The sequence below is a fragment of the Lacibacter sp. H375 genome, from assembly GCF_037892425.1.
Lineage (GTDB): Bacteria > Bacteroidota > Bacteroidia > Chitinophagales > Chitinophagaceae > Lacibacter.
In genome coordinates, this window is sequence record NZ_JBBKTT010000001.1 from 237,013 (window position 1) to 253,994 (window position 16,982).

Annotated in this window: 15 protein-coding genes; 8 read left to right on the forward strand and 7 right to left on the reverse strand. The window is 40.6% G+C overall.

Annotated features, from left to right (window positions below; genetic code table 11):
- Nucleotides 1-49: 49 nt before the first annotated feature.
- From WG954_RS00995 to mraZ, 5 genes are read right to left on the reverse strand one after another with little or no spacing between them, the layout of a single operon-like run.
- A complete protein-coding gene (locus WG954_RS00995) occupies nt 50-1,516 on the reverse strand; it encodes a UDP-N-acetylmuramoyl-L-alanyl-D-glutamate--2,6-diaminopimelate ligase (RefSeq protein ID WP_340432723.1) in 1,467 nt (488 codons plus the stop codon).
- On the reverse strand, nt 1,516-3,624 hold the full coding sequence (locus WG954_RS01000; RefSeq protein WP_340432725.1) for a PASTA domain-containing penicillin-binding protein: 2,109 nt from the start codon (nt 3,622-3,624) through the stop codon (nt 1,516-1,518). The genes WG954_RS00995 and WG954_RS01000 overlap by 1 nt, the downstream gene beginning before the upstream one ends.
- Nucleotides 3,624-3,950, reverse strand: a complete 327-nt coding sequence (locus tag WG954_RS01005; protein WP_182801997.1) for an FtsL-like putative cell division protein — start codon at nt 3,948-3,950, stop codon at nt 3,624-3,626. The genes WG954_RS01000 and WG954_RS01005 overlap by 1 nt, the downstream gene beginning before the upstream one ends.
- Before the next feature lie 56 nt (nt 3,951-4,006).
- A complete protein-coding gene (gene rsmH, locus WG954_RS01010) occupies nt 4,007-4,963 on the reverse strand; it encodes a 16S rRNA (cytosine(1402)-N(4))-methyltransferase RsmH (RefSeq protein ID WP_340432729.1) in 957 nt (318 codons plus the stop codon).
- Nucleotides 4,964-4,966: 3 nt separating this feature from the next.
- A complete protein-coding gene (gene mraZ, locus WG954_RS01015; protein WP_340432731.1) occupies nt 4,967-5,425 on the reverse strand; it encodes a division/cell wall cluster transcriptional repressor MraZ in 459 nt (152 codons plus the stop codon).
- Nucleotides 5,426-5,645: 220 nt separating this feature from the next.
- Here mraZ and WG954_RS01020 point away from each other — a divergent pair, with 220 nt between their 5' ends.
- Nucleotides 5,646-6,053 carry a hypothetical protein gene (locus tag WG954_RS01020; protein ID WP_340432732.1) on the forward strand — a complete coding sequence of 136 codons (408 nt, stop codon included), beginning with the start codon at nt 5,646-5,648 and terminating at the stop codon, nt 6,051-6,053.
- Nucleotides 6,054-6,056: 3 nt separating this feature from the next.
- On the opposite strand, the gene WG954_RS01025 is transcribed toward WG954_RS01020, so the two are convergent.
- Nucleotides 6,057-7,385 carry a sensor histidine kinase gene (locus WG954_RS01025; protein ID WP_340432733.1) on the reverse strand — a complete coding sequence of 443 codons (1,329 nt, stop codon included), beginning with the start codon at nt 7,383-7,385 and terminating at the stop codon, nt 6,057-6,059.
- 167 nt (nt 7,386-7,552) lie between these two features.
- Between WG954_RS01025 and WG954_RS01030 the strand changes: the two genes are divergently transcribed.
- Nucleotides 7,553-8,104, forward strand: a complete 552-nt coding sequence (locus WG954_RS01030) for a YqgE/AlgH family protein (RefSeq protein ID WP_340432736.1) — start codon at nt 7,553-7,555, stop codon at nt 8,102-8,104.
- Here WG954_RS01030 and WG954_RS01035 read toward each other — a convergent pair.
- Entirely contained in the window at nt 8,096-8,923 is an 828-nt protein-coding gene (locus tag WG954_RS01035; protein ID WP_340432738.1) for a purine-nucleoside phosphorylase, read from the reverse strand. The two genes, WG954_RS01030 and WG954_RS01035, sit on opposite strands and share 9 nt — an antisense overlap.
- Nucleotides 8,924-9,078: 155 nt before the next feature.
- Here WG954_RS01035 and WG954_RS01040 point away from each other — a divergent pair, with 155 nt between their 5' ends.
- From WG954_RS01040 to arsM, 6 genes are all read left to right on the forward strand, one after another.
- Complete coding sequence (locus tag WG954_RS01040; RefSeq protein WP_340432741.1) at nt 9,079-10,254, forward strand: DUF547 domain-containing protein; 1,176 nt, start codon at nt 9,079-9,081, stop codon at nt 10,252-10,254.
- A 10-nt stretch (nt 10,255-10,264) separates the two neighbouring features.
- A complete protein-coding gene (locus tag WG954_RS01045) occupies nt 10,265-10,600 on the forward strand; it encodes an arsenosugar biosynthesis-associated peroxidase-like protein (protein ID WP_340426719.1) in 336 nt (111 codons plus the stop codon).
- 39 nt (nt 10,601-10,639) lie between these two features.
- Nucleotides 10,640-11,707, forward strand: coding sequence for an arsenosugar biosynthesis radical SAM (seleno)protein ArsS (gene arsS, locus WG954_RS01050; RefSeq protein ID WP_340432744.1), 1,068 nt, complete (start codon nt 10,640-10,642; stop codon nt 11,705-11,707).
- A gap of 79 nt (nt 11,708-11,786) precedes the next feature.
- A complete protein-coding gene (locus WG954_RS01055) occupies nt 11,787-14,993 on the forward strand; it encodes a TonB-dependent receptor (protein WP_340432746.1) in 3,207 nt (1,068 codons plus the stop codon).
- A gap of 9 nt (nt 14,994-15,002) precedes the next feature.
- Entirely contained in the window at nt 15,003-15,983 is a 981-nt protein-coding gene (locus WG954_RS01060; RefSeq protein WP_340432747.1) for an inorganic phosphate transporter, read from the forward strand.
- Between the two features lie 24 nt (nt 15,984-16,007).
- A complete protein-coding gene (arsM, locus tag WG954_RS01065) occupies nt 16,008-16,982 on the forward strand; it encodes an arsenosugar biosynthesis arsenite methyltransferase ArsM (protein ID WP_340432749.1) in 975 nt (324 codons plus the stop codon).

Sequence of the window (16,982 nt, forward strand, 5' to 3'; positions counted from 1 at the left end):
ATCGTCAATGGTGAATGGTAAAGCCCACTCATCACTGATTACTCATCACTCATCTTTCTAATAATTCAAACATTTGTTCCAACACCTTCTTATCATCAAACTCGTACTTCACTCCTTTAATATCCTGGTACTTTTCATGCCCCTTGCCGGCAACGAGGATGATGTCTTCGTGCTTGGCAAGACTTACAGCAGTTTTAATTGCTTCCTTTCTGTCAGCGATTGAAATAAATTTTCTTCTTGCTGCACTGCTCAAACCAAATTCCATATCGGCCAGTATCTCCAGTGGATCTTCACTACGTGGATTATCGCTGGTAAAAATCACTCTGTCACTGAGTTCACATGCCACTTCACCCATCACCGGACGTTTGGTTTTATCTCTATCGCCACCACAACCAACTACGGTGATGATCTGCTCATGACCTCTTCTTAATTTTTTGATTGTTGCTAACACATTTTCCAATGCATCGGGTGTGTGTGCATAGTCAACAATACCGAGTATGAGATCCTTTGGTGAAATGAGGTAATCAAATCTTCCTTCTGCACCGGTAACACCACTCAACACCTGCAACACTTTCAGTTTATCTTCCCTCAGGCAAATAGCTGCCCCGTACACGGCCAGTAAATTGTATGCATTGAACTCGCCGATCAAACGGAAATGCACTTCATCATTATTCACCAACATCTGCAAACCAGTGAGACTGTTCTCCAGGATCTTCCCTTTAAAATCAGCTATGCTCTTCAACCCGTAATAAAACTTCTTCGCTTTTGTATTCTGCAACATCACTTCACCTCTCTTATCATCCTTATTACTGATCGCAAACGCATCAGCCCCAAGTCCATCAAAAAAGCTCTTTTTAACTTTGATGTATTCATCAAAAGTTTTGTGATAATCGAGGTGATCGTGTGTGATATTGCTGAACAATGCGCCGGTGAAATGGATACCGGTAATACGATGCTGATGAATAGCGTGACTGCTGCACTCCATAAAAACATACGTACAACCGGCATCGTACATCTGTTTTAATAAGCTGTTTAAATTGATTACATCAGGTGTTGTATGTGTTGATGGAAATACTTTGTCGCCTACATGATATTCAACTGTTGAGATCAGTCCGCACCTGTAACCTAAACCACTGAACAGCTTAAATAATAATGTAGCAATAGTTGTCTTTCCATTGGTGCCTGTTACACCAATCACTTTCATTTGCTCACTCACATTTCCAAAGAACTGGTTGGCCATAAAGCCTGCTGCCTCTGCGCTGTTGGCAACCTGTATATAGTTTATACCATCATTCAGTTGATCAGGTAACACTTCACACACTACAGCTGTGGCACCTGATTCAATTGCTTTGTTGATGAATTCATGACCATCAACCGACACACCTTTAATAGCAATAAAGCAAGTGCCCGGTTTCACCATACGTGAATCGATCTGCAGATCATTTACATCAACATTAGTTGATCCATGAACACTGCGCAGGTGCACTTTATACAATATGTCTTTTAATTCTGCCATTAATTGAGATACAACATTATTTCTTGTCCTTTTGCAACAGGTGTACCTGCTGCTATCGATTGATTATTGATTCTTCCTTTTCCTGTCACTTTCACTTTTACACCAGCTGTTTCCATAACATACAGTGCGTCTTTCAATCCCATTCCTTTTACATCGGGTACCAGCTTTTCTCGTGTTTCAGCTGATAGAGCTTGCACACTATTATTCTTCAGATACGATCTGCGCCAGTTACCTGCCAGTTGATCAGCATAATTAAATCCGAACTGCAATGCGATCACCTGCAGTTCTTTTTTCATTCCGTTGAATGTGTACAGCATGGAATCAGCAATGGCAGGTAATTGATAAGGTTGTTGCTGTTCCTGGCTGTATTTATAAAGATGGTCAGCAATTTCTCTGAATACGGGTGCTGCCACAGATCCTCCATAGTAGTTAGCTGCATGCGGTTTATTCTTCACCACTACAATGATGGAATACTTCGGTGCTTCTGCAGGGAAATAACCTGCAAATGCTGATTGATATACACCATCACGATATTTATACTTTCCATCATTCACTTTTGCTGTACCTGTTTTCCCTGCTGCTTTATAAGGAGCAGTCTCAAATTGTTTCTTTGCCGTACCTTCTGTGCAAACAGCAGCCAAACATTCCTGTAATTGTTTGATGGTTGATACACTTGCTATTGCTTCATTCAAAACAACAGGTTCATTTTTCCTGATCACTGTTCCGTAACTTTTTATTTCGTTGAGCAGGTAAGGCTTCATCATTTTGCCATTATTCGCAACGGCATTGTATACCATCAGCATCTGCAAAGGCGACACCATCAGTTCATATCCAAAACCCCATGATGCCAATGTTTGCGGATGCCAGTTCTTTGGTTTTACTTTATTGGGATTCCTGATTAGCGGACTGAATTCTTCGTTAAGCTCAATACCTGTTTTTGTAGTAAGATGAAGCGCCTTCAGATGCTTGTAATATTCTTTGGGATCTTTTGTGTAATACTGATAAGCCAGTTTACTCATTGCCACATTCGAGCTTTGTGTAAAGGCTGTTTTAATACTGGTTACTTCCGGACCGTGATGATCATCAACAATTGTTCTTCCATTCAAATTCCAACGGCCACCATGGATCGCAATATTATCGTTGATGGTTACATGCTTATCTTCCAATGCAGCAAGCAGTGTTACCAATTTTACTGTTGAACCAGGTTCTGCAGTGCGCAATGCATAATTATCTGTTTCGAAATAAGTTCCATCTTTTGTGCGACCAAGATTTGCAATGGCTTTAATCTTGCCTGTTGCCACTTCCATTACAATGCATGTACCTTCCAGAGCTTCATTTGTCGTCATGGTACGCATCAATGCACGCTCAGCAATATCCTGGATGTTTACATCAAGCGTTGTATAAACATCATCGCCATTTTCAGGTTCCACTTCAAAACCTTCAACAGGCATCATTACTCCTCCTGCCACATAACGAACCAGGCGTTTACCAGTTGTACCACGCAACACACTATCAAATGAACGCTCAAGTCCTACGAGTTTTGAATTTTCACGATACAAACCAATAGTGCGGAAACCAAGCTCACCAAACGGATTAAGACGTTTTGTTTTTACTTCAGCAATAAAACCACTCTTGTTCCGACCCAAACGCACCAATGGGAACTCACGCAACTGTTTGTAATCTTCAAACGATACTTTTTTATGAAGCAGGTAGTAACGCTCCTTCTCTTGATAAGCCTGCTTTAATTCCTTTTTATAAGTAGCTGCTGTTTTATCGCTGAACAAACCTGCAAGCGCAATACTTAATGAATCAATATTCTCTTTGAAATTCTTTCCGGCTTTTGCACGCAAACCATCAGCGCCAAAATCAATGTAGATATCAAATTGTGGTAACGATGTACTCAGCATACTTCCATCTTCGCTGTAAATCGTACCACGCTCAGCATCAAGATCAAGAATCTTTGTGTGCAGACTATCGCCCATGCTCTTCCAATAACTTCCTTCAATGCGTTGTGTGTAAAGGGCCTTTCCTAAAATAAGGAGGCCAAATACACCCAAGCCGAGAAAGCCAAGGTAAACACGCCACAATATGTCTTTTTTTACTTCCATTAATTGTCTTTCAGTTTTGTACTGTCAGTTAATTTGATGGGTTGCTGAATATTTTCTTTTAAACCAATTGGCTCAACTGCTTTTGCCACTTCACTTAACCTGTTCTGGAACATGAGTTTTCCGTTGAGAGTTTTGTACTCATACTCCTGTTCTTTTAATTGCCTCGTGGTTTTGTTAATGTTGCGGATGGTGTTATCGGCGTAATGGCCATTGGCGATGTAAATGATCGCCAGCAGGGAGAGAAAGAGAAAGTATGGAACGTTCTTCACGATCCACTGGTAATTCAACCACTTTTTAAAATCGATCTTCGGCTCTTTTACTGCCATTGGTTTGTTTGTAATTTCCTGTGTTCAGTTTGTTTGTTTCTTCAGTTTTACAAGGGTTAAAGTTTTTCGGCTATTCGTAACCGTGCACTTCTGGATCTTGAGTTCAGTTTCTGCTCTTCAGCCGATGGTTCTATTGGTTTCTTCGAAATGATCTTAAATACCTGTTCTTTTGTTTCCCGTTCAAATGGGTTATACGTTTCCTCTTCAAAACTTCCTTTTTTTAAAAAGTTTTTCACCAATCTGTCTTCCAGCGAATGAAAGGAAATGATAGCCACTCGGGCTTTGGGTTTCAGGATACCGGGCAATTGCTCTAACAATTCTTTCAACACACCTAATTCATCGTTCACTTCAATACGCAATGCCTGGAACACCTGGGCGAAATATTTATTGGGATTACCCTTTACCACTGATTGCAATGCCTGTTTTAACTGCTCAATAGTTTGAAGCGGATTGGTATTACGTTGCTGAACGATTGTTGCTGCAAGCGTTTTTGCATTGGTTACCTCACCGTACTGTTCAAACAATTTGTGCAGTTGCTGTTGCGAAAAGGTTTGAAGAATGGTAGAAGCTGTAACCGGTTGCGATGGATCCATCCGCATATCAAGCGGACCATCGAACCTTGTAGAAAAACCTCTTGTACCTTCATCAAACTGGTGACTCGAAACTCCGAGATCGGCTAAGATGCCGTCCACTTTTGCAAAACCGTTGAGTTTTAAAAAGCGGCCGATATGTTTAAAGTTGTGCGGAACAAAAACAATACGCTCATCATCCGGCAGATTACGTTTGGCATCAGGGTCCTGGTCAAAAGCAACCAGTTTCCCATCTTTACCCAAGCGTTTTAATATCTCCCTGCTATGACCGCCGCCGCCAAATGTGCAATCAACATAAACGCCATCAGGATCTATGTTCAACGCATCTACGGCTTCCATCAACATTACAGGAATGTGATAAACATCCTGTTGCTGATCGACCTTTTGCGGGTCTGCAGCTTGTATTTTTTTTTGTTTCGCCATCTCTTACAACACCGGAGGTTTCACCATCACCTCATTCGCCAGGTTGCTGAAATCGTTGGCTGAAAGGGCTTCAAAGAACTGTTTGTACTTATTACTATCCCATATTTCTATCTTGTTTCCCTTGGCAAACAACACTACATCCTTATCAAGCCCTGCAAATTCTTTCAGTTGAGCGGGCACCAGTAAACGACCTGCAGAATCAAGCTCGACTGTGGTTGCTCCGTTCAAAAAGTAGCGTTGAAATTGCCTTACCTTCGGATCAAAATCGTTTAAAGAACTTATGTGGGCGAAAATTGGTTCCCAATGTTTAGAATGGTATAAAGAGAGGCATGAGTCTAAGCCACGGCTGATCACAAATTGGCTGTTCCACTCTTCCGGCATTTGCTTTTTAAAGCCAGCCGGGAGCAGGAATCGACCTTTTGCGTCGAGCGTAACCTCATATTCTCCCAGAAAACCAATCATTTAAGCGATTTTAATCGAATTCTTACACAATTACACACAAAATAACACTTTTTCCCACTTTCGAACCAAAAGTGTGAAGTTTTATTTTTTCCACAACTCCCTGAGTCTTACTGGCAAAGGACTTGGGCCGATTAAACCCCGATTTTTGTGAACTTGCTTGTGGATTACGGTGAATAGCCTGTGGAAAACCCTGATTTCATTGTGAATTAAACTTTTGTTCATGACTGGTTACTCAGGCACGGCGCTTATTAAAAAACTTGGAATTACTGATGAGATGAAACTCCTCATCCTAAACCCACCGGGTGGAATAGATGCGTATTGGGAATTGATATCTGCTGATTGCTCGGCACAATTATGCAAGCCAAAAGAACGGCCCGGGTTTATTCACCTGTTCGCAGCATCGCAAAAAGAATTTCTAAAATGTTACAAGCAAATTGAAAAGCGACTGAGCGGCAACGTTAGCTTTTGGGTGAGCTGGTATAAAAAAAGTGCAAGTATACCAACCGATCTTACGGAAGACTGGATACGACAGTTTGCCTTAGCTAATAATTTAGTTGATGTGAAAGTGTGTGCCGTTACTGAGCAATGGAGTGGATTGAAGTTGGTAATACCGGTTGCGAAGAGATGATGATCATTTCTTCAATGGCAGATCAACCGTAAACGTACTACCCTTCCCAACAACACTATCGGCTTTTACTTTACCGCCATGTGCCTCTACCATTGTTTTTACATAGCTGAGACCAAGACCAAATCCTTTTACATTATGCACGTTGCCGGTATGTGCACGATAGAATTTTTCAAACACTCGTGTAAGTGTTTCTTTGTTCATACCAATACCATGATCTTCTACCGTAATACGAATGAACTTACCCATGTTCTTAGTACCGATTTGCAGATGAAACGAATCATCTTTTGAATATTTCAGTGCATTATCAACAAGGTTGTTGATGAGATTGGTGAGATGAACTTCATCTGCATCCATCAGATCATTTGTTGCTGAAAGCTGCACATCAACCTTACCTTGTTTCTCTTCGATCTGTAACTGAAGATTAGTCAATACATTTCGTATGATGTCATGCACATGCAGCTCACGTAAGTTCAATTGTACTTCCTGGCGTTCCATTTGTGCAGCCTGCAGAATTGATTCCACATGTTTATTCATGCGTTTGTTCTCATCCTTGATCATATTGGTGAAATAGCCGAGCTTTTCAGGATTGCCCAATACTTTTTCATTTTTCAAAGCATCAACTGCCAGAGAAATAGTTGCTAATGGCGTTTTTAGCTCATGCGTCATATTGTTGATGAAATCATTCTTCATATCACCCAATTTCTTTTGACGCAACAACGTACGGATGGTGAGGAAGAATGCCGTGATGATGATGAGTGTAAATAGAATTGATCCGGTGATCATCCAACCTAGTGATTGAAGAACATAACTTTTTACATCGGGCACCACAATTACAAATACTTCGTCTGGCGCAAGGCTTTCGAGTATACTTCCACTACTTGCAACCAATGGATACCATGCTTTTAAATTATGTACGGTATCTGAAGCCATATCCATAAACCGTGGCGACTTCAATTCATAATGACCAAACACATTATCACTTGCCACTGCAAATTCAAACTCTGTGTCTCTTAAATTATTCCGGATAAAAGCCTTTTGCAGTTTTTCCCTGATTTCGTAAATGGTAAACCTGTTTGTGACGGAAAACTGTTTGTAGATATCATATCCATCTCCCGGAAATTTCATACCGGGCATGCGGCCAAGATTATTAAACGCATCGCTACGCTGTACCACTAGTTCCTCACCCACCTGCTGAATAACTGCGGACAGTTTTTCTTTTAGCTGCTCCTCCCTTAGAAAAGCCAGGTTCCTCAACCATGACACCTGTATATAAATAATCCCCATTAACGACAGTGTGATTAATGCAATAATGATGGGAAACGTTTTCTTCATGTGTTCTATTTACGGTTGTGCATTTGGCCTTTTGGAACGATCTGCAAAAATACCTGTGAAAGTAACAGGAAATCGCCTATTTCTAAACACCAGTTTCTTTTAACGAGGCTTTGACAGAACATGTGCAAAAAAATGGAAAATTGAAAATTCCGCTGTAAATTAAGTGTATGATTGAACCGGCAAGTGGCATATTACTCATATCTGATCCATTTTTAAAGGACCCGAATTTTATGCGAACCGTTGTGTTGCTCTGTGAGCATGATGAAGCAGGAAGTTTTGGATTGGTAATCAATCGTACGTTTGAGCAAACACTTAACGAACTGATCACCGATCTTGAGGGATATACTGTACCTGTTTATTATGGCGGACCTGTACAAATGGATACATTACATTTTTTACATCAACTGCCCGATGAGATACCCGGCGGACAGGAAATAACAAAAGGAATTTTCTGGGGAGGCGATTTTGACTTGGTGCTTAGTATGTTGAAAAACGAAACACTTGATCTTAATAAAATCCGTTTCTATCTCGGCTACAGCGGCTGGAGCAACGGACAGCTAAACGATGAAATGAAAGAAAAAACCTGGCTAACGGTAAACGCCAGCCGCAATATTGTTTTTCATAATCAAACAGACAGTATCTGGAAAGAAGCCGTTAAATCAATGGGTGGAGAATACAGTCAAATCATCAACTATCCCATTGATCCGCAGTTAAACTAAGCCTTCAATTAACGATGCAAACAAGGTACTGAGTTTTTCATCGGCCTTGCCTGCCACTTCAATAATCTCTGCAATATTTACCGGCTTTAAATTTTCAGGATCACATTCATCTGTAATTACACTTACGGCCAAACATTTTAAACCAATCTGGTTGGCAACAATCACTTCAGGTACCGTACTCATGCCCACCATATCTGCACCGGTGCTGCGCAACCATCTGTACTCTGCTCTTGTTTCAAGGTTTGGCCCCATTACTGCTACATAAGTCCCTTTGTGTAATAGAATATTTTGCTCTGTTGCTTTTTGTAACATCAGTTGTTGTAGCGAAGCATTGTACGGCGTACTCATATCAACAAAACGTTCGCCCAACAAAGGATCGCTCAACCCACGCAGTGGATTATCAGGAAGCATATTGATATGATCATCGATGAGAATAAGATCGCCTTTTTTGTAATGGAGATTCATACCACCGGCAGCGTTACTCAACAGAAGCGTTTCAACACCCAATGCTTTCATTACACGAATAGGGAACGTAACCTGTTGCATACTATATCCTTCATAATAATGAAACCTTCCCTGCATGGCAACTACCTGCACACCTCCAATTTTGCCGTATAATAAATTTCCTTTGTGAAACTCAACGGTAGCGTGTGGAAAATGAGGGATATCGGTATAAGGAATCGTGAGCTCCACCTCTATTTTGTTAACCAATGCTCCAAGCCCGGTACCAAGTACAATACCCACCACCGGCTTTACTTTCATACCCCGTTCTGCTAAAAAAGAAGCCGATTCCTGAATTGCTGCAACAATATTGTTCATGCGTTGTATTTATTGAGTTATTTATCAATCTATAATTTTCCCACTTACGTATATCCATGAAAATAGGTTTTTTGCGATTACGACCCTTCTTCATACTGTTTCTTTTTCCGGCATCCCTTGTATCGGCTCAGAACGGATACAAAACGGGTGATGCTGTGCAAAACTTTCCCATCAACAAAACACTGAACAAGGAAAAGCCTGCCACGAACTTCAATTCCTTGCAGAATGAACTTACCATCGTGGATTTCTTTGGCACATGGTGCGTTCCCTGCATCAAAGCAATACCACAGCTCGTAAAAATTCAGGAGAAGTTTAAAGATAAGCTAACGGTGATTCTTGTATCAAATGAAGAAGAAGCAAGATTACAGAAGTTCCTTGCTGCAAGAAAAAATTTTGCTTTCCCGATTGTGTCGGATGCAGATAACAGCATTACCAATTTATTTCAACCGCCTGCTTATCCTTACACCGTTATTCTGAAAGACGGAAAGATCATTGCCATTACAGAAGCCGAAACAATTACAGACGAAGCAATAACCAACTGGATGAAGGGAGAAAAGCAACCGATTGAAGAACCGAAAATAACAAGTGTACCAACCACGAATTACAATGAAGTGATGAACACAAAAACCCGCAGTAAAAATATGTTGGTAAAACTATCGCAGGATTATATCTATGCTGCAAAAACAGGCGAAAGCACTGCAGCATTGGAAGACCAACTCCGGTCGATCGCAATTACTGATCTTAAAAATAAATTAAGTACGGATGATGAGAAGAAAGCTTTCTGGATAAATCTTTATAACGGTTATGTTCAGGCTGCTTTGCAAAAGAACCCAGGTGCTTACAAAAGCAGACGAGCCTTCTTCAAAAGCAATCAATTAACGATTGCAGGTTTACCGTTAAGCCTGGATGATATTGAACATGATGTTTTACGTCGTTCAAAAATTAAATGGAGCGGCGGTTATCTTAGTAAATTTTTTCCCGGTAAAACAGAAAAGCAATTACGTGTGGAAGAACTGGATTACCGTTTACACTTTGCGCTGAATTGTGGAGCGAAGAGTTGTCCGCCGATTGCTTTTTACAATCCTGAAAACTTACATCAACAATTGGATATTGCAGCAACTGCTTACTTAACCGGCGAAGCGGAATATGATAAGCAAGCAAATACCATGAAGCTTCCTGCTATTATGGGATGGTTCCGGAAAGACTTTGGCGGCAAGAAAGGAATGATCCGTTTGCTGAAAGAAAAAGCGATCATCCCGAACGATGTACATCCGAATATCAAATTCAAATCGTACGACTGGACTTTATATTTAAATAATTATCAGAACTAAAACCAACAGCATGCACAATCATTATTACAATGCAGAAGACCTCGGCAAATTTGGAAAGATCGGTGAATATCAAAAAGACCTGGCAGATAAATTCTTTGCATGGTATGGTGCAACATTTGCCGACAGTGCGTTGACAGCAAAAGAAAAATCATTGATCGCCTTGGCAGTAGCGCATGCAGTACAATGCCCTTATTGCATTGATGCTTACAGCAGCGATGCATTTGAAAAAGGCTGGGATGAAGCACAAATGATGGAAGCCGTGCATGTAGCAGCAGCTATTAAAGGTGGTGCAGCATTGGTGCATGGTGTGCAAATGATGAACAAGGTGAAAGAAATAGCCATGTAAACAGAACTAAACGAATTACCAACCATCAATAACGCAAAGATGAGCAGCAACACGAAATCATTAAAGGCACAGGGAAACAGTTTAGCAGATGCGCATGAACAGATCGATATTTTAGAACATGGTTATAACGGTCACGAATATCGTCTTGTACCCTTTCAGCAAAAACTGGAAACGATAGGTCTTTATCCATTACAATCAACACAACTGGAAATATTCCAGATAAACGTTGGTAAAATGTGTAACCAGGTGTGCAAACATTGTCATGTGGATGCAGGCCCCGACCGTAAAGAGATCATGACCCGTGACACCATGCAATTGTGCCTGGATATACTTGCTGCTAATCCATCGTTTAAAACAGTTGACCTAACGGGTGGTGCTCCTGAATTGAATCCGGATTTCCGTTGGTTTGTGGAAGAAATTAAAAAGCTTGGTAAGCATATCATTGTACGTTGTAATCTTACCATCATTCTTGCGAATAAACGTTTTCATGATCTGCCTAAATTTTTCAAACAGCATCAAATAGAAGTTGCCTCATCGCTTCCCTCCTACTCAAAAGACCGTACAGACCGTCAGCGTGGTGATGGTGTGTTTGAAGATTCGGTGAAAGCATTACAAATGTTAAATGCAGTTGGTTATGGAGTGGAAGGCACGGGGTTAATTCTGAACCTTGTTTACAATCCCGCCGGTGCTTTTTTACCTGCGCCGCAAAACGCTTTAGAAAAAGAATACAAAGCAGCGTTGAAAAAAGATTTCGGCATTGTTTTCAATTCGTTGTTTACGATTACAAATATGCCCATCAGTCGTTATCTCGATTACCTGTTGCAAACAGAAAACTATGAGAAGTATATGGAAAAACTGATTGCAGCTTTTAATCCGGCTGCTGCTGCAAACGTTATGTGCCGCACTACGCTTTCCATTGGGTGGGATGGCTATATCTACGATTGTGATTTTAATCAGATGCTGGAAATGAAGGTATCGTGTAAAGAATCGCAGCATTTATCAACCTTCAATGCGGCAGCATTAACTAACAGAGAGATTATTATCAACCAGCATTGCTACGGCTGCACTGCAGGTATGGGTAGCAGTTGTGGTGGTGCAGTAGCATAATTGAAATCGAATGTATAACCATTCTTAAAAAACCGCATGCACAATTCTTTCGTTTATACGAGAGGGTAACAACTGTCGTATGGCGAAAAATTTTCCGGCAATTCATTTCATCAAGTCTGTACTGCTTTTTATCACAAGGCATCATATTTTAGTAACGCTGGGATTATGTTCTCTCGCATTTCAAATAAATGCACAGATTACAAGTGCGGGCATACGTGGCAATGTAAGAGCGCAAAATGGGGAAGAGCTTGAAAGGATAACCATACAGGCAATTCATGAACCTACAAAATCAGTGTATGCAACCGTTTCCCAAAAAGGAGGAACTTACAATTTACCCAATCTTAAAAGTGGCGGACCTTACACGCTCATTTTTTCTTATATCGGATTTGCGAGTGATACACTTACTGATGTTCAATTAAGTTTAGGCAGCATAGAAAATATCAACAGTGTTTTACAACCACTTTCAACCTCTTTAGAGGATATTATTATCCGTAGTAATAAAAAAATCATTCGCAGAACCGGTGCCGGTACTTCTATTTCAAAAAGCCAGATTGAAAATTTTCCTACCATTAGCAGAAGTTTACAGGATTTTACACGTTTAAGCCCACAATCAAATGGCAACAGTTTAAGCGGTACCAATTATCGCTATAATAATTTAAGCATTGATGGAGCCGCTTTGAATGATGCATTTGGTTTTACCGAACCTGCAAGTGGTGCAGGCGGATCATTGGCATCGGGCACTCCCGGAGGCTTAGCAAAAACACAACCCATCAGTTTAGAAGCCATACAGGAAGTACAGGTAGAAGTATCGCCTTACACAGTAACGTTAGGAAATTTTACCGGGGGCAGTATTAATGCTGTCACAAGAAGTGGTACAAATCAATTTTCAGGTTCTGCTTTTTTCTCAGGGAGAAACCAATGGTTAACCGGACCAACAGCCGATGCAAAGCGCCAACGCATAGAAAATTTTTCTGATTATCAAACCGGCTTTCGACTGGGAGGCCCAATCATCAAGAATAAACTTTTCTATTTTACAGCTATTGAAATTGCAAGAAGAAACGAACCTGTTGCATTCGCACCCGGCAGCGATGGCTCAGCTATACCGTTTGCACTTGCAAAAGCATTGTACGATACGGTTCTATCCCGTTACAACTATGATCTTGGCTCTTATGAAGATGTTACCTTAAAGATCAACAGCGATAAATTTTTTGCGAAGCTTGACTGGAATGTGAATAGTGTACACAAACTGAGCATCAGGCACAATTATGTACAGGCATTTGCAGATAACAATGAACGGTCTGCAAACATTCTAAACTTCGGCAGCCAGGGATTCCGGCACAGCAGTAAAACGCATAGTGCGGTGTTTGAAGCAAAATCCAATTTCTCAAATCGTCTTTCCAGTAACCTCATTATTGGTTTCACCAACACAAAAGATGAGCGGCAGATCAAAGGAGATCTGTTTCCACATATTGAAATTACTTACAACACTGCCAATACTATTTATCTGGGAGCGTACCGTGAAGCGGCGGTATATGGATTGAATTTAAAAACAATTGAACTAACGGATAACCTTACGTTCTACCGAAGAAAACAAACGATCACCATTGGCACGCACAATGAATTTTACAATATTGACTATCGTTTCCTTACCGCATTTAACGGACGTTGGGCTTACAGAAGCGTGGATGATTTTTTTGCTGAGAAACCAAGCCGCATACGTGGTGTTTATAATTTACAGAATAACGATTATGAATTCAACAGAAATAATCCGTCAGCCAGTTTTCGTGTGTTTTTATTGAGTCAATACATACAGGATGAAATTGCAATCACAAAAAACTTACGTGTAACAGCAGGCATCCGTTTTGATTTTACGGCTTACCCCGACAGACCTTCCGTAAATCCTGATGTAACAAAAACAAAAGGTTTTGAAAATTTTTCCAACAGTAACAATCCATATCCGCAAATTGCACCACGAGTTGGTTTCAACTGGAATATAAACGGTAACCAACAACTGGTACTAAGAGGTGGAAGCGGCATCTTCAATGGCCGTATGCCATTTGCATGGCTGGCGTATCCTTATTACAACAGTGGTACAACCTATGGCAATGTAGATGTTCGTCCCACAATAAGTGTTCCGTTGATCAACGATGTATCGCAGATTGCTGCCACCTATCAACCCGGCATACGTGAAATTAATTTACTCGATAACAATTACAAACTACCACAGGTATTCCGTAACAGTTTAGGTATCGATTTTAAAACGGAGAATGGCTGGTCACTTTCTGTTGAAGCTGTATATACAAAAACATTGAATGATGTGTTGTATAAAACAATCAATCTGAAAGACAGTACTGCCGGTTTAACCGGAGCAGGTGATAACCGAACTGTATATCTTGGCAATGGAAATGCACAAAAGCTGAATGCTTCTTTCACGAACGTATTTCTGTTAACCAACACGAATGAAGGTTACCGCTATCAACTTTCTGTTACAGTCGGAAAACGCATCAAAGCGTTTCAATTTCTTACCGCTTACACGTATGGCGTATCAAAAGATATTTCCAATGGTGTACGTGTTTCGCCACAGGCGAATTGGGAATTCAATCAAACGATTTTACCGAATGCTCCGCAGTTATCTTATTCTAACTTCGATCTGCGTCATCGCAGCATCAGCAATCTTCAATACAATCATAAGTGGAAACGCAGCAGTGTAAATGTGATCTTTGTTTATACATTACAATCCGGCAGTCCGTATACCTATACCTATATTGGCGACATAAACCGTGATGGTTCACCTAACAACGATCTGATTTATATTCCACGCAATCAAACTGAAAGTAACCTCGTTGATATAAAAGATGCGGCGGGAAATATAGTAACAACTGCTGCTGCTCAATGGGAGCAATTGAATAATTACATCGAACGAGATCGCTACCTCAGTAAACGAAGAGGCCAGTATGCAGAACGAAATGGAGCACGCACTCCCTGGAATCAGCAACTTGATATGAAGGTTATGTATTCGATACAATTAGGTTCCGAAGAACAAAATCATACACTTGGTTTTTCACTGGATGTATTTAATCTTTCCAATCTTATTTCGAGAAACTGGGGACGGCAATATTATGTTCCCAATATTTTAAACAGCAGTTACCAACTACTCACTGTTGCAAGAGTGAACAGTTCATTACAAACGGAATTAAATTTTTCAAACCCGCAAACAAAAGCCTGGCAATACGATGCACTGCTCTCCAGAGCGCAGGGGTTATTCAGCATTCGTTACAGTTTTTAAATTCTATACATGACATTTCTCTTATTGCTTGCAGTGCTTTTACTTACATACGCCAATGGTGCGAATGATAATTTTAAAGGAACTGCTACTTTATGGGGAAGTGGCACGTTGAACTACAAGCAGGCACTGTTGCTTGCAACACTATTTACATTCGCCGGATCGATCTGTTCCTATTTTCTTGCAAATGGATTGGTGAAAAATTTTTCAGGTAAAGGTTTAGTGCCCGATGAAATATTACAGACAAAAGAATTTGTATTGGCCGTTGCAGGTAGTACCGGTATTACTATTTTACTGGCAACATTCTTAGGTTTTCCTGTTTCAACTACGCACGGTTTAGTGGGTGCATTAGTTGGTGCGGGCATTGTAACTGCAGGCAGCAAGGTTGATATAAGTGTATTAGGTAAAACATTTTTTCTTCCATTACTCATCAGTCCGTTGATCGCCATTCTTATAACAGGTATTCTGTATAAGATCATTTCCACAACAAAGAAAACCGACTATACTGTTGCTGGATTATCCATAACAGGCAACAGATCGTTTCTTAACCCGCTTCACTATCTCAGTGCAGGCGTTGTAAGTTTTGCAAGAGGGTTGAACGATACACCTAAACTCATTTCACTACTATTACTTTCAACTTATTTCAGTATGCCCATCAACTTTTTACTACTTGCAGTTGTAATGGCAATTGGAGGATTGATCAATGCACGCAAAATTGCTGAGACCATGAGTAAAAAAATTACAAGGCTTTCACCCCAACAGGGATTATTGGCGAATATGGTTACCGGCACAATGGTGATCATTGCCAGTAAATTTGGGTTACCCGTTTCTACCACACATGTATCTGTTGGCAGTCTTTATGGCATTGGTCTTTCTGCAAAATCTGCCGATAATAAAGAAATAGCGAAGATCGCATTATCATGGCTGCTCACGTTGCCAATTGCAGCCATCATCAGTGCAACCATTTATTTTATTATATCGTATATCAACTAAACTCACCATCAAATAAAAAAGACAATGAGCACTACTTATCTCGAAACAACAAAAAATGTTTACAAAGAAGCCGCTGAAAACCCGCAAGTTGGTTTGTGCTGCACCACTACACCCATTTGGCAATTGCCAGGATTAGATATTCCGGTGCGTATGCAACAGATGAATTACGGATGTGGCAGTACCGTTCATCCAAGAGATCTCGTGAATAATCCACGAATACTGTATGTTGGCGTTGGCGGAGGAATGGAGTTGTTGCAGTTTGCCTATTTCAGTCGCCAGTTAAATGGTGTGATAGGTGTTGATGTGGTGGATGAAATGTTGCAGGCAAGCAGAGACAATTTTACAGAAGCTGAACGGAAAAATTCCTGGTTCCGTTCCGAGTTTGTGGATCTGCGTAAAGGTGATGCATTGAATTTGCCGGTTGAAGACAACAGTATTGATGTGGCTGCACAAAATTGCCTCTTCAATATTTTTAAACAGGAAGAATTGAAACTGGCATTAGAAGAAATGTATCGTGTGTTGAAACCAAGAGGTCGTTTGGTGATGAGTGATCCAACCTGTGAGCAGGATATTCCGGAGAACCTGCGTGAAGATGAACGCCTGCGGGCTTTATGTTTAAGTGGTTCTTTACCGTTGTGGGATTATATTAAAATGATCACCGATGCAGGATTTGGTACAGTAGAAATAAGAGCGAAACGTCCGTATCGTATTCTTGATCCAAAGAATTATGATACCAACGAATTACTCTTTATTGAAAGTGTGGAAGTGTGTGCCATTAAAGATCCGATGCCTGCTGATGGACCTTGTGTGTTTACCGGTAAAACAGCAATTTATTTTGGAAATGAAGAATGCTTTGATGATGAGAAAGGGCATGTATTATTGCCCAATCAACCATTAGCGGTATGCGATAAAACCGCAGCTGCATTGGCCTCATTAAACCGTGAAGATATTTATATTTCAGGCTCTACCTGGTTTTACGACGGTGGTGGATGCTGCTAA